Consider the following 17,001-nt stretch of genomic DNA (forward strand, 5'->3'; position numbering starts at 1 on the left):
AAAATATTTCTGCTAGAATGGGTAATTAATTCCAACATTAAATACGGCGTTCCGGAAATTATAATCGGTAAACCATCTCCTAGAAGGGTCCAATGCTGGGTTATAGGTTTTAAAACCGATATCTAATCTGAAAACAAAGTAACTGAAATCATAACGGAGACCGGTTCCTGTTCCAATGGCTAGTTCACCTAATGAGTCAAAACCAGTAAATACGGCATCTGGGTTATCCTCATTGTCAAAAACATTCCAAATATTACCCACATCTGCAAATAGTGCCCCTTTTAAATCGCCTGCCAAGGGAAATCTATACTCAAAATTAAAAGCAAGCTTTAGGTTGGCTTCGTTAAAATCATTGAGATTATTAGTGCTTCCCGGCCCAAGTTCATAGGCGTTCCATGCTCTATTATCGTTAGAGCCACCTGCAAAATAACTTCGTACGAAGGGTATACTCTCTGAATTTCCATAGGGAACGGCCATACCGAAAAATGCACGCATCGCAAATACTTCAGAGATTCCCAACCTCCAATGTTTTATATAATCAAGTTCAGTTTTTATGTATTGGGAGAATGGGACTCCGAACACCAAAAGCTGGTCATCATCGTTTTCATTGAAAGGAATAAAACTGGACGAAAGAGACAATGCGTTTCCGGCACTTTCAATCTTGGCCCGAACTTGATAAAAATTATTGTCATTTATGTCTTTTTTACTGTTTTTGGTGAAGGTATAACTACTGGTAAAAATGAGGTTGTTTTCCGTAAGACGCTGTTGACGCTCATCAATACTATTTACCTCATCCAATTGTCCGGCTGTAACGGGAACTTCATTGGCAAGAACAGCATCTATAAAACCATCTGCTCCATCAGGAATGTTCAGTCTAAACGGGTCACCAGGGTCATCTGCTGCTTCAAAGAAGTCTGCCAATTCTGGAAATTCAGTAGGGTCATCGAAGTCATCAGCAATGTTATCTAGATTGCTAAAAGTATTTTGATAAATATTAAAGAAGTTGTCCGGGTTTACATTCCGTACAAACTCGATATTCATCAATTCAATTTCATTTTTCAAGCTCAAATTGGGTGACCAGTTATACGATAAAATGGTATTAAAGGTCTGCCTGTCCAGTCCTACGTTTCGTTGAAAATTAGTACCCACCAGAAATCGGGATTGGGGCAACATATAATAAGGGATAAGCTTTTTCGTATTTATGGGAAACCATATTCTTGGAAAGGTAATATTGATGTCACCTCCAATTTCGGAGGTAAAGGTTTCTCCCGAAAAGGCAGCAACATCACTTAGTAGGCCAATTGACCCCCTAGCTGTTATATTGAGCGTTTCAGACCCTCCAAAAACGTTTCGGGTAATTACTGAAGCCCCAAGCGCCGTACCCAGCCGTTGAATGTTGGAATGGGTCACATCGAAATCCAAACTAAGGGAAAACTTAGGTCTGGGTGCCAAATAAATATTGGTGTTTAATTGGGTATCTGTCGAATCTGCGATAAACTCGATATTGGGGTATTTGAAGGTGTTCAAATTTGTTATTTGTCGATACGTCCGAATTCTATCCAGGTCCCGATATACACTATCTCTTTCAAAGAAAATGGCATCCGCCAGGGCTTTGGGCTTATATTTCAATTTGTCATTAAAGAAGATGGTATAGTTTTCATACTGGATTGAATTCAATGAATCTGATGTACTTCCGATTAGATAATCACTGTAAATATTGATGTTCTTAAATCGATGGACACGATAGGTTCTAGCGGAATCGGCTTGATTGGAGCCAGAAGGGTTTTGAATGTTAAGCTGTACCTCCATAAGCTGGTCATCCGAAGCTTTAATTGTATCCCGGGAGATATCATAATTAATTGAACTTTCCTGAAAATTATATACCCCCGAGTTCCTGAACAAGGCTGTTAGTCTCTCCCGTTCTTGATTAAAATTGACCAAATCGAATTGCGTTCCTTTTTTTATCAAAGAAAAATCGATTGTTTGGTCATATAAGGAATCTAGTTCAGGGGAAAGAATATTCTTGTACACCGTATCAATGACGTAAGGTTTTCCCAAGTCAATTTGATAAGCAATCTGAGCCCTTTTTTTTCTTTTGGATTTTTCAATATCATAAGTACCGGAATTATTAAAGTACCCTTTACTATTGTAATATGCCTTTATTCGATCTACAGTTTGTTGTGTCAGGGTAGTATCTATGACCACTGGGGGTTCACCAATACGTTTCAAAAACTCGCTAGCTCCTTTTACCACAAATGATTCTTGAAGGCGGACAACCTGTTTTTTGGAAAGTAGGTTGTTCAATCTCTTTTCTCTTTTCTCTTTCCGATATAGCCAACTTTGAAATGAGGAATCTGGGTTTTCTTTAGCAAGATTATAGAGGTTAAGACGCAAGGGATACCCCAAAAGGTTGCTGTTGGGCTTTTGAACAATTAAACTTTTGATGGCCTCATCCCCAATTTTCTCGCCATCGGCAAAAACAGAATTTTTTGTAAGAAGCAATTCGTCCTCTCCAACCTTTTTTAGGGTATTGCACCCCATAAAAGTAGCCATGAGCAACAATAATCCTATTTTTGCCTTGTTACCCATTTCACGGAAAAGAACCCTCATAGGCGCCAAAATTAACGATTTAGATGGTTACCAAAAACCAAATTAAACTAGTTACAAGCTTACAGCAAAAAAAGTACCGAAATCAACATGCATTATTTGTTGTGGAAGGGTTAAAGACTGTCACGGAAGTTTTGGACTCGGGAATTGAACCCAATGGAATTTATGTGGACAATGAATTATACAAGAATAAACTTGGGGATTCCGCAATTTTGGTAACACCTTCTGTCTTGGCCCAAATGAGCAGTCAGAACAACCCAAGCGGAATTCTTGGGGTGTTTCATATTCCAAAGCCTATTGAACCCGCTTTAAAAGGGTGGACTTTGGCCTTGGATGCTGTTCGAGACCCAGGTAATTTAGGTACAATTATCCGGTTATGTGACTGGTTCGATATTCAAAATTTAATTTGTTCAAAAGATACAGTGGACTGTTACAACCCCAAAGTACTTCAGGCTACCATGGGTTCCATTGCCCGAGTGAATATCATGTATTTAGACCTTATTGAGTTTTTTGAAAGAAATCCCAATACACCTATTCTTGGAACCTTTATGGACGGTGATTCACTGTATGAACAATCTTTTCCTAAAAATGGGATTTTGGTCATGGGAAATGAGGCCAACGGGATTTCCGATAAAATAAAGAAAAAGGTCTCCCATCGAATAGGAATACCCCAATTTGGGACACAATCCACAGAAAGTCTCAATGTGGCTTCTGCAACGGCTATTTTACTTAGTGAAATACGAAGAGGATGAATCTAAGTTTGGACTTTACTTATTCAAAAGTGAAATTGATGAAGATACCCCGGGTACGCATGGCGTTAATATTTCCGGTCCAGGGACTGTTAGGGTCATTGTCCGGGACTAACTCATCCGTTAACGCAAATACACCCCGGATGGAAGGAGAAAACTTAAAGTATTCCGTATAAAAATCAATACCAAAACCTAGCTCATAACCGTAAACATTTTTTTTCATTCGGAACTCACCACTGCTATTATCATCCAAACTATCTTCTTTTGCACCTAGATTCATTGAGGTATAAACTCCACCGGTAATATAGGGTTTCCAATTACCAAAGCGTCTAGCACTAACCTTTAGAAGTAAAGGAAATCGAATGTAGGTGGACCGAACCTCGCGTATGGCATCCTGTTCCGATAAGAAGCCAGGAAAACCCAATAGCCTCTGGGTATAAAGAAGGCCAGGTTCAAATCTAGCGTCGAGAAACTCGTTGATACGCAGTTCCCCGATGAGCCCAACATTGAAACCAAAGCTGGTATCCACCAAAATGTCCTGTCCAGTATCGTTTCGGTACTCAAATTGAAAATCATATTGATTAAATCCAAGGTAGTAACCCCAATTCAAAAGCTTCAAATCTTCACTTTGCAGATTAAGTACAGGGTCTTTTGTGAATTGGGCTTGGGTACCTGTGCATAGACATAGACACAGGAAAAGGGGAAATAGGATGTTTTTCATTCAATTATTTTGTCGCCACATAAATGGATGCTACCCCAAATGTTTGGGGCATGTTCTCTATTCCTATAAACCCGATTTTGCGCAAAATATTGTTGAAAGCCATACCATGGGGGAAAACGGAAGCCGATTCGCTGAGGTATTTATAGGCAGAACGGTCTTTAGAGAAGATTTTTCCTATGGTGGGGAGAATGAATTTGGTATAGAAAGCATAACCCTGTTTAAAAGGGAACTTTGTGGGAACCGATGTTTCCAAAATGGCCAAGCGCCCACCCGGACGAAGTACGCGGAGAATCTCAGCAAGCCCTTTTTCCAGATTTTCAAAGTTTCTTACACCAAAAGCAACCGTTATGGCATCGAATGAATTGTCCTCAAAAGCAAGATTTTCACTGTCACCCAAGACCATTTCTACGATATCCGTCAAATCTTTCTTGGAAACCTTATCCTTGCCTACGTCCAGCATTCCAGGTGATATATCCAATCCCACAACTTTTTCGGCCCCAGTTTGGGTTAACGCGATCGCCAAATCTCCTGTCCCAGTGGCGATGTCCAAAATGGTTTTGGGAAAAGTTTCACCAACCAACTTCACTACTTTTTTTCTCCATTTTACGTCAATACCAAAGGAAATAACCCGATTTAACCCATCATAACTGCCTGAAATTGTATCGAACATGTGTTTTACTTGCTCTTTTTTTCCAAGTTCCGAGTCCTTATAGGGGTTAACTTTCTCTGACATAGCTATATTTTGCGCGCAAAGATACGACTTCGAGATATTGAAGGAGTATAAAATAATTATGTAATTTTGACCCGGAAATACGGAAATCTTTCCATTTTATGCGAGGTACTAGCCCTTTGGATTCTAGCCTGTACTCTTTTTACGACATATCGTACAGACAAGTTTATTCAGATAAACAGCTTATTGTAATCAATGAAGATAATTATTGCGGGAGCCGGTGAGGTAGGCTTTCACTTGGCAAAGTTATTGTCATATGAAGCCCAGGATATCACTTTGATTGATACGGATAAAGAAAGTTTGGCGTATGCGGATAATCACCTGGATATCCGTGTACTTCGAGGCGATGCGACCTCTATTGAGGTACTTAAGGAAGCCCGAGTTGAAAATTCGGAAATGGTGATCGGCGTCACGGCATCCGAGACTACAAACTTGACGCTATGCCTTCTGGCAAAACAATTGGGTTGCGAACGGACCATCGCCAGAATTTCAAACACTGAGTTTGTAGATAATAAAGATTTAATCAAGTTTGATGAACTGGGTATTGACGAACTGATTTCTCCCGAGGAGCTGGCAGCAACCGAAATCCAACTTCTTTTAAATCAGTCGGCTTTTAATGATACCTATGAATTCGAAGAAGGTTTGTTGACCATGATTGGGGTCTTTCTTCCCAAATCTGCCCCCTTTGTCGGGAAAATGGTGAAAGAAGCAGCTACCATTTTCCCTGAGCTGCACTTTATGCCCATTGCCTTGCAACGTATGGGAACGCAGTTTACCGTTATTCCTCGTGGAGATACAGTGTTCAAAGAAGGGGACCAAGTCTATTTTATCACTTCAGCCGGGGGCGTGGATGAGTTGTATAAGCTTACCGGAATGCAGAAACGTGAGATAAAAAATGTCATGATTCTCGGGGGAAGCAAGGTGGGATACAAGACAGCTCGGGACCTTTGCACCAAAAAATTCAATGTAAAACTTATTGAAAAGAATAAGGAAAAGGCTTTTGATATTGCCGATGATATTCCCCATGCCCTAGTTATCAATGGAGATGGGCGAAATGTGGAGCTTTTGGATGAGGAAAGTTTGGAATCTATGGATGCTTTTATAGCGGTAACGGGAAATTCGGAGACGAATATCATGTCTTGTCTGGTGGCCAAATCCAAAAAAATCAAAAAAACCATAGCCCTGGTTGAGAATATGGACTATTTCCAGCTGTCGCATTCCATTGGTGTGGATACCTTGATCAATAAAAAACTCTTGGCTGCCAATAATATCTTTAGGTATATCCGAAGAGGTGAGGTTTTAGCATTGACCCGATTGAACAATTTGACTGCTGAAATCCTTGAATTTGAGGTAAAAGCCAATTCATTGGTCAATGGCGAGATCATCCGCGAACTTAATTTCCCAAGAGAGGCTATTATTGGCGGGGTCATTCGGGATGGAAAAGGGATTATTGCCTTGGGGGACTTCAGGATTATGGAGGGTGATAGGGTAGTGGTCTGTTCAAAACCAAAGGCTATTTCTCGCATAGAAAAGCTATTCCTATAATGGGTCTCAATACACGAATTATTGTACATATCATGGGACTTTTGCTTTTGTGCAATGGGTCTTTCATGCTATTGGCAGCTTTTGCCAGTGGAATTTATAAGGATGGAGCTACTCTAGATATCACTTTGGCAGCTATTGTCACCATGCTTTTTGGAGTCATGGCTATGTTTTATACGAGAGGGCACAAGAAGGAGGTTAAACGAAAGGAAGGCTATATGGTGGTCACTTTCGGCTGGATAGTGATGTCGCTTTCTGGCTCGTTGCCCTATATTTTTTCTGGGGCCATACCATCCATCACCAACGCTTTTTTTGAAACTATTTCGGGGTATACCACTACCGGTGCTTCCATTTTAGATGATATAGAATCTTTACCAAAAGGAATTTTATTATGGAGGAGCCTAACCCACTGGATTGGAGGTATGGGTATTATTGTTCTGGCCATTGCCATTTTACCATTATTGGGAATTGGAGGAATGCAGTTGTTTGCTGCTGAAGCTCCTGGCCCCGGCGGAGATAAGTTACATCCAAGAATAACGGATACGGCCAAGCGTTTGTGGCTTATTTATGTAGGGTATACCGCTGCTGAAACACTGCTCCTAAAACTTGCCGGCATGTCCCTTTTTGATGCCTTTAACCATAGTTTAGCTACTTTGTCCACTGGAGGTTTTTCAACAAAAAATGCTAGCGTGGCTTTCTGGAATCATGAACCGCTTATTCAATACATCATTATCCTTTTTATGTTTTTGGCAGGATCCAATTTTGTATTGAGCTATTTTGCCTTTACAGGAAAAGTACAGCGCATTTTAAAGGATGAAGAGTTCAAATATTACACCAGTTTTATCGTCCTTTTTGCCATAGTGGTGAGCCTGGTGGTTTTGTACAAGGCCAATGTTCCCGTTTCAAATTTCCATCCCATGGTTTGGGGCGAGGCCGAAAGTGCTTTTAGGCATGGATTGTTCCAGGTAGTAGCCGTGGTGACCACAACTGGTTTTGTTACTGCTGATTTTACAGGTTGGACCCCCTTTTTGACCGTTTTTTTCTTTGGGATTATGTTCTTGGGAGGTTCAGCAGGTTCCACAGCAGGTGGAATTAAGGTAATGCGGCATTTGTTGATTATTAAAAATGGACTTTTGGAGTTCAAGCGCACCCTTCATACCAATGCGATTATCCCTGTTCGATATAACAACAAAACGGTTACTGAGCACATAGTCTATAATATCATTGCCTTCTTTGTATTGTATATGCTTCTGTTTATTGTGGGGTCTTTGGTTCTTGGTTTTATGGGATTGGATTTTGTTTCCGCCATAGGCGGTTCGGCTTCATCCCTTGGAAATGTAGGCCCGGCATTAGGAAGTCTTAACCCGGTGAGTAATTACAACGGCCTTCCTAATGCAGGTAAGTGGTGGTGTGCATTCTTAATGCTCCTGGGAAGATTAGAACTCTTTACCGTTCTGATACTATTAACCCCATATTTCTGGAAAAAAATCTAGGCAAAGGCCAACTTTTACTGGACCACTGCAGCAATTCTGGAAATGGCTTCTTTGATTTCATCAACACTGGCGGCATAGGAAATTCGAATACTGTTGCCATTACCGAAGGCATCACCTGTCACCGTAGCAACATTAGCTTCTTCCAGTAAATACATGGCAAAATCAGATGCATTGTTGATTAGCCTTCCACTTAAGGTTTTACCAAAGAATGAACTTACATCCGGGTACACATAAAAAGCACCTTGCGGTTCATTGCATTGAAAACCAGGAATTTGATTGAGTAGTTCAAGAATCAACTTCCTCCTGTTTTTGAACTCATCCACCATATATTGCACACGACTTGGCGATTCCAAAAGCGCTGTAATTACTGCCCTTTGGGCGATACAGTTGGCACCACTGGTGACCTGTCCCTGTAGTTTGTTGCACGCCCTTGCAATGTATTTGGGCGCACCGATATATCCAATTCTCCAGCCGGTCATGGCGAATGCTTTGGCTACACCGTTTACGGTTACCGTTCTGTCATACATGTCAGGAAAAGCACCCATGGAAGCATGCGCTGTAACCCCATAGTTGATATGCTCATAAATTTCATCGCTTACAACAACAATCTGAGGGTGTTTTTGAAGCACATCGGCCAAAGCTCTGAGTTCTTCTTTACTATAAATAGAACCACTTGGGTTGCAAGGTGAGCTGTACCAGAGCATCTTGGTTCTTGGAGTAATGGCGGCTTCCAACTGCTCAGGAGTCATTTTAAAGTCATTTTCAATAGAAGTCTCAACTTCAACAGGAACGCCATCTGCAAGCTTGACAATATCGCTGTAGCTGACCCAATATGGGCAGGGTAAAATGACTTCATCTCCTTTATTCAAACAGGCTTGGGCTACATTATAAAGGGCTTGTTTAGCTCCGGTTGAAACCACGATTTGTGTCCGGTCATAATCAATACCATTGTCCCTTTTGAACTTGGTGATAATAGCATCTTTCAATTCTACGTAGCCATCTACCGGCGTGTACGAATTGTAACCATCATTAATGGCTTGAATTGCGGCTTCTCGGATGTAGTCTGGCGTTTTGAAATCCGGTTCCCCTAAACTTAATCCGATGATGTCCTTACCTTCAGCTCTTAGTTCCCTGGCTTTTGCAGCCATTTCCAAGGTTGCGGATGGAACTAGTCGATTGATTCTATCCGAAAGTTGGTCGCTCATAAAATCCCGTTATTTTATTGGTATTGAAGCGCAGGGTTTTTTCCCAGTTCCTTCAAATGTTTGAAGTGCGAAATTATAGCTTTTCTGGTAGTTTTATATTCGTTGTAAGGTAAATTGAACTCCCTAGCCGTCTGTTTCACAATTTTTGAAATTTTTGTGTAGTGAACGTGGCTAATATTTGGAAAAATATGATGCTCTACCTGATGATTCAATCCACCAGTAAACCAATTCATAATCTTATTTCGGGTACCAAAATTTACTGTGGTAAACAGCTGATGGATGGCCCATGTGTTTTTCATATTTCCCGTTTCATCCGGAAGTGGGGTTTCAGCTTCTTCCACAATATGGGCCAACTGGAAGATGACACTTAGAATTACTCCTGCCACATAGTGCATTATAAAAAATCCGAGAAGTACTTGCCACCACGCAATTCCCGCAAAAATCAGGGGAAGAACAATCCAAATAGTCAAATAAATTACTTTGGTAATCACCAAGGTGCTCCAATTTGTAATGGGATTGGGAAGTTTGCCGTAGGATAGCTTTCGTCTCATGTAACGGTACATTTGCTGAAAATCCGTGGTAATAGCCCAATTAAAGGTCAACAATCCATATAAAAGAATGGAATAATAGTGCTGAAACCGGTGATGCTTGTGCCAATCTGCATGTTTGGAGAAACGCAATACCCTCCCAGCTTCCATATCTTCGTCATGCTCGTGTATGTTGGTATAGGTGTGATGCAATACATTATGTTGTACCTGCCAATTGTAGACATTCCCGGCCAAAATATAGATGGAACTCCCCATAATCTTATTTACCCACTTTTTATTGGAATAGGAGCCATGGTTGCCATCATGCATCACATTCATGCCCACTCCAGCCATACCTACACCCATAGTGATTGAGAGAAGTAAATAGGCCCAGAAGGGCAAGTTTAAAGTTAAAATAAGGAAGTAGGGGGTTAGGAATACAGCAAACATGATTACTGTTTTGAGGTGTAGCCTCCAGTTCCCCGTTTTTTTTATGTTATTGTCGTTGAAATATTGATTGACTCGTTTGTTAAGTGTTCTGAAAAATTGGGCCGAGTCCTTTCTAGAAAACCGAATGGTATTCTTGTCCATACAGAGAATTTTTTACAAATGTAACTAAAATGCCCTCTTCAGGCTTACTGTTTTATAAAAACGCTAATGGCGTATCAAAAGTATTATTTTAGCCTAAATTAACAGCTGAGCATGAACGCAGAATTGATTTTTAAATATTTCGAGAAACTGGAGGAGGAACAAAAGAGGCAGTTGAAGGAACTGGAGGCCCTTTATCAGGATTGGAATATGAAAATCAATGTGGTTTCCCGAAAGGATATCGACGAATTGTATCTCCGGCACGTGCTACATTCCTTGGGGATAGCAAAAATCCAGAGCTTTAATGAAGGTTCAGAAATATTGGATGTGGGCACTGGAGGTGGTTTTCCAGGAATTCCTTTGGCCATTTTGTTCCCAGAAACCCAGTTTACCTTAGTAGATGCTATTGGAAAGAAAATTAAAGTGGTTCAAGAGGTTATTGATGGTCTTCAATTGGAAAATGTAAGAGCTATTCATAGTCGAGTAGAGGATTTAGATGGGCAATATGATTTCATAGTGAGCAGGGCGGTTGCCGCAATGCCCACTTTTGTGCACTGGACCAAAGGGAAAATCAAGAAAAACTCAACACATGAGCGTAGAAACGGAATTCTTTACTTAAAAGGAGGGGATTTATCTGAAGAACTAAAAGAATACGCTACTGCACAAACCTTTGATTTAAAAGAACATTTTACAGAAGATTTCTTTGAAACCAAAAAGGTGGTATATCTTTCCCAAAAGTTCAAGGGGTAAAAGTAAATTGTAATACGCTGCAAAAAAAAAGCCCCAGAACTCTGGGGCTTTCAACGTTTTATTGTGATTGACTCCAAGGAGGAGTGACCTCGTTTGAACGTGCATAAGCAATTAATTGCCCTTTATGTTCCCCGTTGTGTTCCATAATTACCAGAAGTCCAGAAAGCATGTTCATTTTGGCAAAACCAAAATCGACCTCCTCGCCAAATTTGGAAGATTCCACTTGGGTGATTTTGTCTAGCACAAATTCATTTGACTTCTTAAGAGCAGCGATAACATTCTCCTTGCCGGTTATTTTACCTAAGTTCATCATGTCGACATCTTCAGGTGGTGGAAAACCCATTTTTGACGCTAGAAAGTAGTTGCCTCCAGCTATATGCAATAAGGCCTCTCCAACTGAATTGACCCCTTCCATGGGTCTCCAATCATATTGCTCTTCAGAGAATGCTTCTGCCAATTGAACCACCTGACCTTGGTTCATGGTCAGAATTCCTTTAATAGTTTGTTGGACCATCTGGTCTTCCTGGGCCATGGTCAAAAAACAAACCAATCCAAAGATTGGGAGTAAGATTTTTTTCATTGTGATAATGTAATTAATGGTTGAAAGGTGCCTGATTTTCAGAACTATCTAAAGATAACCAATAATGCGCATTTTACTAATTGTGAAGCGTCAAAAAAGATTCATGGAAAAAATGGCAACCTACTGTTGAGTAACAAAACAGGCAAAGTCATCAGGTCGCCAGACTATCTTAAAATCAGACAATTCATTTTGGTCGATTTCGCCATCTCCCAAAAAACCAATGGGTTTTCCCAAACAATCAAAGATTGGAAACACTTTGTTAATAAGGGGATTGCAATCGAAATAAAGAAAAACGGGTTCTCCTCGATATTCTGCCTGGGAAATATAGCAGTATTTGGTCTGTTCATCTATTTGAAGTAGTCGCCTTTCAATTTCAAACCGTAACCATTCCAAATCTTCTGCTGCATTTTCAAAAATGCATTCTACTTCTGTTCTGGAAACAATTTGAACCAATTTATACGTAAATGAAGATTCATCCGGTGGAGGATTCTCAACTCTCGTTCTTTCAACCCTTAAATCGTAGATAAAACCTGGGTCAAAGTCAAAATTCTCAATGGGGTCAAAAAAATTGAACCAACTTTCCCCACCAATCTCATTACCTTCCTGAACTTGCAAGCACTTAGTTGGAAAGGACCCTTCACAATCCAGTGTAAAATAGTTTATTCTAAGACGAACAATTCCCTCTTCAGAATCTTCAGAAGAGCACGCTAGGAAAAATAGGAAAACGACAAAAATGGAAGAAGGAAAGAGCTTGTCCATGGCCTTGGTTTCTTCCAAGATGTTTTTCAGGTAAGAAGGTTGCTCCCTAATATAAAACCTTAACGCTTTTTAAAAAACTTCCCTGCTTTGCTTCACATGTACCCAATAGTTGTCTTTAAATAAGCCGGCTTTAAACCTGCGTGACTATTCATTTCAACCTAAAAATGGGTATCGATAATCTTCCGGGGTCACAAAAGTTTCCTTAATCAATCTTGGAGATACCCAGCGCAATAAGTTCTGCGCTGAACCTGCTTTATCATTCGTTCCAGAAGCGCGAGCACCACCAAAAGGCTGTTGACCCACAACCGCACCTGTTGGTTTATCGTTGATGTAAAAGTTACCAGCCGCATTTTGCAATACCTGGGTCGCTTGTTCAATGGAGTACCTGTCCTGACTCATTATCGCTCCAGTAAGGGCGTATTCTGAAGTTGAGTCTACCAATTGTAAGGTATCTTCCCATTGGTCATCTTCGTACACATAAACCGTGACCACCGGCCCAAATAACTCGGTTTCCATGGTGGTATATTTAGGGTCAGTCGTCAAAATAACCGTTGGCTCAATAAAGTAGCCCACGGATTTATCATAATTCCCTCCTGCGACAATTTCAGCATTTGCGTCCGACTTGGCTTGGTCAATATAACTCGCAAGTTTATCAAAAGAACCTTCATGGATTACCGCCGTTATAAAGTTGGACATGTCCTCAGGTGAACCAGGCTTGTTGAAGGAAGCGATATCTTTTTTTACCAAATCCAAGATTTCATTTGCGGTGGATTTTGGCAAATACACGCGTGAAGCGGCACTACATTTTTGTCCTTGGAATTCGAATCCGCCCCGTGTAATCGCGGTAGCTACTTGTTGAGGTTTGGAAGTAGGGTGCGCTACGATAAAATCTTTTCCTCCGGTCTCACCAACAATTCTTGGATAGGTTTTATAGGTATGGATGTTGGTTCCGATTTGTTTCCAAAGTTCCTTAAAAACAAAGGTTGAACCCGTAAAATGTATACCGGAAAAATCTGGACTTGCAAGTACAGTTTGGGTTATCATAACAGGATCGCCCATCACCATATTGATTACCCCTGCAGGTAGACCAGCTTCTTGGAATACATCCATTATAACTTTTGCAGAATATACCTGACTGTCACTGGGTTTCCAAAGCACCACATTCCCCATCATGGCAGCACTCGCAGGAAGATTCCCAGAAATTGCAGTAAAGTTGAAAGGAGTGATAGCGTAGACAAATCCTTCCAACGGGCGATATTCCACGCGATTCCAAATACCGTCGGAGGAGTCAGGTTGTTCCGCGTAAATCTGTGACATGTATTCCACGTTGAACCTTAGAAAGTCAATCAATTCACACGCGGCATCGATTTCTGCTTGGTGAATGGTTTTGGACTGTGCCATCATCGTGGCAGCATTAATTTTAGCGCGATATGGTCCAGCAATTAGTTCAGCCGCTTTAAGGAAAATGGCAGCGCGCTGCTCCCAAGTAAGATTGGCCCACTTTTCTCTAGATTCCAAACCATTGGCGATGGCTTCCTCGATATGTTTTTTTTCGGCTACATGATACTGTCCCACAACATGCTGATGCTCATGTGGAGGAGACATGGGTTTCGTATTTCCAGTTTTAATTTCTTGACTACCAATGTAGAGTGGAACTTCTACCTGGGAATTGTAATATGCTTTGTATTGTGCTAGGACACTTTCCCGCTCTGGAGTGCCAGGAGCGTAGCTTTTTACGGGTTCATTAAATGCTGTTGGAACTTGAAAGAAACCTTTTCCCATGTTGGCGAAATTTTAAATTTAAAAATGTCACCAAAGGTACTAAAAGGAATAGCGATTCTAAAACGAAAACGTTCTAGTTTATGGCAAAAGGTGCAGCGAACTTGAATAGGGGAATTTCCACTTCAAAATCTTCAGAATTTCCCAAATTCACCATGTGATAATACCCCATCATAGCGCCTATGGGAGAGGCCAGTAAGCATCCTGAACTATAGGTGTGTGATTTTCCAGGTTGGATAACTGGCTTTCTTCCAATGACCCCTTCACCGTCCACAGTTTCCATCTCCTTTAGGGAATCAAAAATATCCCAATGTCTGGCCAAAAGTTGTACTGGAAATTTACTCTGGTTTTCTATGGTTACGGTATATCCGAAGGCATAATGTACTTTGTAGTTTTTAAAAAATGTGCCTTCAAAATTGGTTTTTACGGAAACCTTGATTCCTTTGGTAATCTGGGTGAACATAAGCTTTGTTAATAAGTAAACGCACTTCCTGCAAACAACACTATAATTACCAAAAATGCCAAAAAGACAAAAATCGTGTTCAGGAAGGTGTATTTAACAATCGTTTTAAATCTTCCTTGCCCATAGAATTTTCGCATCGCTTTGTATAGATAAGTTCCAAAAATCAACAAAAACCAACCTGCGCTGGCCGTACCAAAAATGGTATCTATTATCAGGCTAAGAATGAGCAAGATAAACAATAAGGATTGGTTGTGGAAGCTAAAAATAAGATGATCGGTGTAGGTATAACTTTTTCTGATGTACACCAACCAAATGAAAGCTGTAAATACAGGAAGGAAGAAAAAAATCACGAATGGTAGCTTTCCAAGAGTGGCATTGATAAAGCTACCCGGGGCTTCGATGACACGCAATAAACTGGAAGCGGCATTAAATGGCATGCGATTACTTCGTTTGTTTTCGATTTGATATTTTGCTACTGCATCGTTAAAAGAATAAATCGAATCATTACGAATAACCACGGTAAAAAAATCCATTTTCTTCAAGGTTCTGCCCATCATGGATTTATTTTTTTGAAGTGATTTGAAGTATTCAGAGGGATTGGACAAGATTAGGGAGTCATTATCTTCCTTAAATTTCTTCGGGTCGAAGGTTGCAATTGAATCCAGACCCTGCAAGGTCTCCGATATCTTGAGTTCGTTCTTATCCAAGGAATCTAGTTGCTTCAATGCTTTTTGGGCATTTTCATTCAAGGCCAAAGAGTCGCTAAAAGCATTAGTGGAGTCAATTGCATAGGAAAGGGGCCGCACTTGATTTATTATTTTCTCATCAAAACCACTGAACTGCCTATCAAATTCAGAAAATGTAGAATTGTAGGTAAACATTAAAAAATAGAGGAAGGCAAGGCTAAGTAAAAAGCGAAAAGGGTTAGTATAGGCAATTCTTTTGCCTTGTATATAGTCCTTTGTTATGGTTCCTGGCCGTATTAGAAGCGCGGTTAGGGTCTTAAGTAATTTAGAATCGTAATTGACCAGACTGGAAAAAAATTCATCGAAAAAATCCCGAAGCGCCACTTTTTTGGTGCTGTTCATTTGGGAACAGTTGGGGCAGTATTTATCGCTGACATCCAATTCATGTCCGCAATTAAGGCATTTTGTGCCACGGTACTTCAGCTCAAAACGCCCCTTTTTGATTAAGCTTGGTTTGTTATCCATTGCGCTGCAATGTTTTCCGCTAAAGATAGTTTAATTGGTAATATTTCGGGAATTGACGGAACCTATGCCTATGATGCTATCAAAGATTTCACCAAAATCGCGATAGTAAACCAAGATGAGGTAGTTGTTTTCCGTAAAATGAAAATTGCCGCTTACTGTGTTCAAGTCTATGCTCCCGTCCCCACGTTCGATTACATATTTATAATTATAAAACCCCTGTTTTATGGGCAACATGAGTTCCATTCGACCCTCGTCCTCATTAAAAGTCATTTTGTTTTCTTCTTCAATGGTGTAATTGTTGAACTTTCCAATGACATACACATTGTCTAATCCAATTTCAGTGGTGTACGGAAGGCTAAAATGAACTTTGGTATATTCTGCCTCACGCGAAACATCTTCTCCCTGAAGCGTGCGCACTACAAAATCACCATTGATATCAGGGAAAAAGGTGTACTCTTGATTATTTCTGAATATGTTTTCAAAAAGGTAATGATGGTATAAATCCGTTAATTCAATTCGTGATATGGCAAAATTGGTGGTCCGTAAATCCTTGGTGTCAAAATTTAAAAACTCATTGCCACCAAAAAAACTGGTTTCCTTGTCATAACGGTAGATTAACTCTTGACCTAAAGTAAATTGAGGAACCACATTGTATCTAGCGGTAGGCCAAAAATGGTTCTGGATTATGGCCACCTTAATTTCTTTTTTTGGATTGACCACGGGAAATCCAGCGGTATTGATGGAAAATTGAACCACTTGCTTTTCGTTCAGAAAATTGAAATCCCGTGAACGTCTCACCACACCACCAACTTGCACCAAATCTTTATACACCACAAACCTCCTCGAAAACTGTAATTCTCCAGTCATATTATAAATCTCCAATACATAATTACCGGACACGCGAAGACGAATGTTCTCGTTGGGTATGGTCAATCTGTAGTTGGAATAGGGCTGAAGGGTGGTATAGCTATTTTCATAATCTATAATACGCTGGTTGTCCATCCCAACCAAATATTGGGATTTCAGTAGCTGGGAAGGTGTCCAATCATAGTCACAATGAATGATTTTATAATAATAGTCCTGCTCGCTGGCAGTCAAATCATCAAATTCCAAAGTCATGCGTTCCCCTAACTTGATAACTGGGAATTGGTCTTCTGTGGGACCTTTAAAAATGACAGTTTTGATATTAGGTGGAGGATTGACTTCTTCCTGAACCTGTGCTGAAACTGAACACACAAGAAAAAACAATGCAATCTGTTTAATCCTATTACCCATTTATGGCTTGAATTTTGGGTAA

15 protein-coding genes are annotated in these 17,001 nt (G+C 40.4%); 4 read left to right on the plus strand and 11 right to left on the minus strand.

Annotated elements, in window-relative coordinates:
- Window positions 1-12 precede the first annotated feature (12 nt).
- Complete coding sequence (locus tag ACSLUF_RS04365) at window positions 13-2,610, minus strand: BamA/TamA family outer membrane protein (RefSeq protein ID WP_435624911.1); 2,598 nt, start codon at window positions 2,608-2,610, stop codon at window positions 13-15.
- A 23-nt stretch (window positions 2,611-2,633) separates the two neighbouring features.
- On the opposite strand from ACSLUF_RS04365, the gene ACSLUF_RS04370 reads away from it, so the two are divergent.
- Window positions 2,634-3,359, plus strand: a complete 726-nt coding sequence (locus ACSLUF_RS04370; protein ID WP_435624912.1) for a TrmH family RNA methyltransferase — start codon at window positions 2,634-2,636, stop codon at window positions 3,357-3,359.
- A 19-nt stretch (window positions 3,360-3,378) separates the two neighbouring features.
- Here ACSLUF_RS04370 and ACSLUF_RS04375 read toward each other — a convergent pair whose 3' ends face one another.
- Window positions 3,379-4,077, minus strand: coding sequence for a porin family protein (locus tag ACSLUF_RS04375; RefSeq protein WP_435624913.1), 699 nt, complete (start codon window positions 4,075-4,077; stop codon window positions 3,379-3,381).
- A 4-nt stretch (window positions 4,078-4,081) separates the two neighbouring features.
- Window positions 4,082-4,810, minus strand: coding sequence for a bifunctional demethylmenaquinone methyltransferase/2-methoxy-6-polyprenyl-1,4-benzoquinol methylase UbiE (ubiE, locus tag ACSLUF_RS04380; protein ID WP_435624914.1), 729 nt, complete (start codon window positions 4,808-4,810; stop codon window positions 4,082-4,084).
- A 192-nt stretch (window positions 4,811-5,002) separates the two neighbouring features.
- Here ubiE and trkA point away from each other — a divergent pair, with 192 nt between their 5' ends.
- The gene (trkA, locus tag ACSLUF_RS04385) at window positions 5,003-6,352 is read left to right on the plus strand and encodes a Trk system potassium transporter TrkA (RefSeq protein ID WP_435624915.1); all 1,350 of its coding nucleotides are present in this window, start codon (window positions 5,003-5,005) and stop codon (window positions 6,350-6,352) included.
- Window positions 6,352-7,842 carry a TrkH family potassium uptake protein gene (locus ACSLUF_RS04390; RefSeq protein ID WP_435624916.1) on the plus strand — a complete coding sequence of 497 codons (1,491 nt, stop codon included), beginning with the start codon at window positions 6,352-6,354 and terminating at the stop codon, window positions 7,840-7,842. The genes trkA and ACSLUF_RS04390 overlap by 1 nt, the downstream gene beginning before the upstream one ends.
- 14 nt (window positions 7,843-7,856) lie before the next feature.
- On the opposite strand, the gene ACSLUF_RS04395 is transcribed toward ACSLUF_RS04390, so the two are convergent.
- Together ACSLUF_RS04395 and ACSLUF_RS04400 are read right to left on the minus strand one after the other, a co-directional pair.
- Window positions 7,857-9,047, minus strand: coding sequence for a pyridoxal phosphate-dependent aminotransferase (locus ACSLUF_RS04395; protein WP_435624917.1), 1,191 nt, complete (start codon window positions 9,045-9,047; stop codon window positions 7,857-7,859).
- A gap of 14 nt (window positions 9,048-9,061) precedes the next feature.
- A complete protein-coding gene (locus ACSLUF_RS04400; RefSeq protein ID WP_435624918.1) occupies window positions 9,062-10,165 on the minus strand; it encodes a fatty acid desaturase family protein in 1,104 nt (367 codons plus the stop codon).
- Between the two features lie 111 nt (window positions 10,166-10,276).
- Between ACSLUF_RS04400 and rsmG the strand changes: the two genes are divergently transcribed.
- On the plus strand, window positions 10,277-10,912 hold the full coding sequence (rsmG, locus tag ACSLUF_RS04405; protein WP_435624919.1) for a 16S rRNA (guanine(527)-N(7))-methyltransferase RsmG: 636 nt from the start codon (window positions 10,277-10,279) through the stop codon (window positions 10,910-10,912).
- Window positions 10,913-10,970: 58 nt separating this feature from the next.
- Here the strand turns inward: rsmG and ACSLUF_RS04410 are convergent, their stop codons facing one another.
- From ACSLUF_RS04410 to ACSLUF_RS04435, 6 genes are all read right to left on the minus strand, one after another.
- The gene (locus tag ACSLUF_RS04410) at window positions 10,971-11,492 is read right to left on the minus strand and encodes a DinB family protein (RefSeq protein WP_435624920.1); all 522 of its coding nucleotides are present in this window, start codon (window positions 11,490-11,492) and stop codon (window positions 10,971-10,973) included.
- 120 nt (window positions 11,493-11,612) lie between these two features.
- Window positions 11,613-12,269 (minus strand): DUF4377 domain-containing protein, encoded by a 657-nt coding sequence (locus ACSLUF_RS04415; RefSeq protein WP_435624921.1) that lies wholly within the window; start codon window positions 12,267-12,269, stop codon window positions 11,613-11,615.
- Window positions 12,270-12,404: 135 nt separating this feature from the next.
- A complete protein-coding gene (gene pruA, locus ACSLUF_RS04420; protein WP_435624922.1) occupies window positions 12,405-14,033 on the minus strand; it encodes an L-glutamate gamma-semialdehyde dehydrogenase in 1,629 nt (542 codons plus the stop codon).
- A 73-nt stretch (window positions 14,034-14,106) separates the two neighbouring features.
- On the minus strand, window positions 14,107-14,493 hold the full coding sequence (gene apaG / locus ACSLUF_RS04425) for a Co2+/Mg2+ efflux protein ApaG (RefSeq protein ID WP_435624923.1): 387 nt from the start codon (window positions 14,491-14,493) through the stop codon (window positions 14,107-14,109).
- Between the two features lie 8 nt (window positions 14,494-14,501).
- Entirely contained in the window at window positions 14,502-15,704 is a 1,203-nt protein-coding gene (locus ACSLUF_RS04430; RefSeq protein WP_435624924.1) for a DUF3667 domain-containing protein, read from the minus strand.
- A gap of 30 nt (window positions 15,705-15,734) precedes the next feature.
- Complete coding sequence (locus ACSLUF_RS04435; RefSeq protein WP_435624925.1) at window positions 15,735-16,979, minus strand: type IX secretion system plug protein domain-containing protein; 1,245 nt, start codon at window positions 16,977-16,979, stop codon at window positions 15,735-15,737.
- Between the last annotated feature and the right edge of the window lie 22 nt (window positions 16,980-17,001).

The sequence above is a fragment of the Flagellimonas sp. genome, assembly GCF_965601775.1.
Classification (GTDB): Bacteria; Bacteroidota; Bacteroidia; order Flavobacteriales; family Flavobacteriaceae; genus Flagellimonas.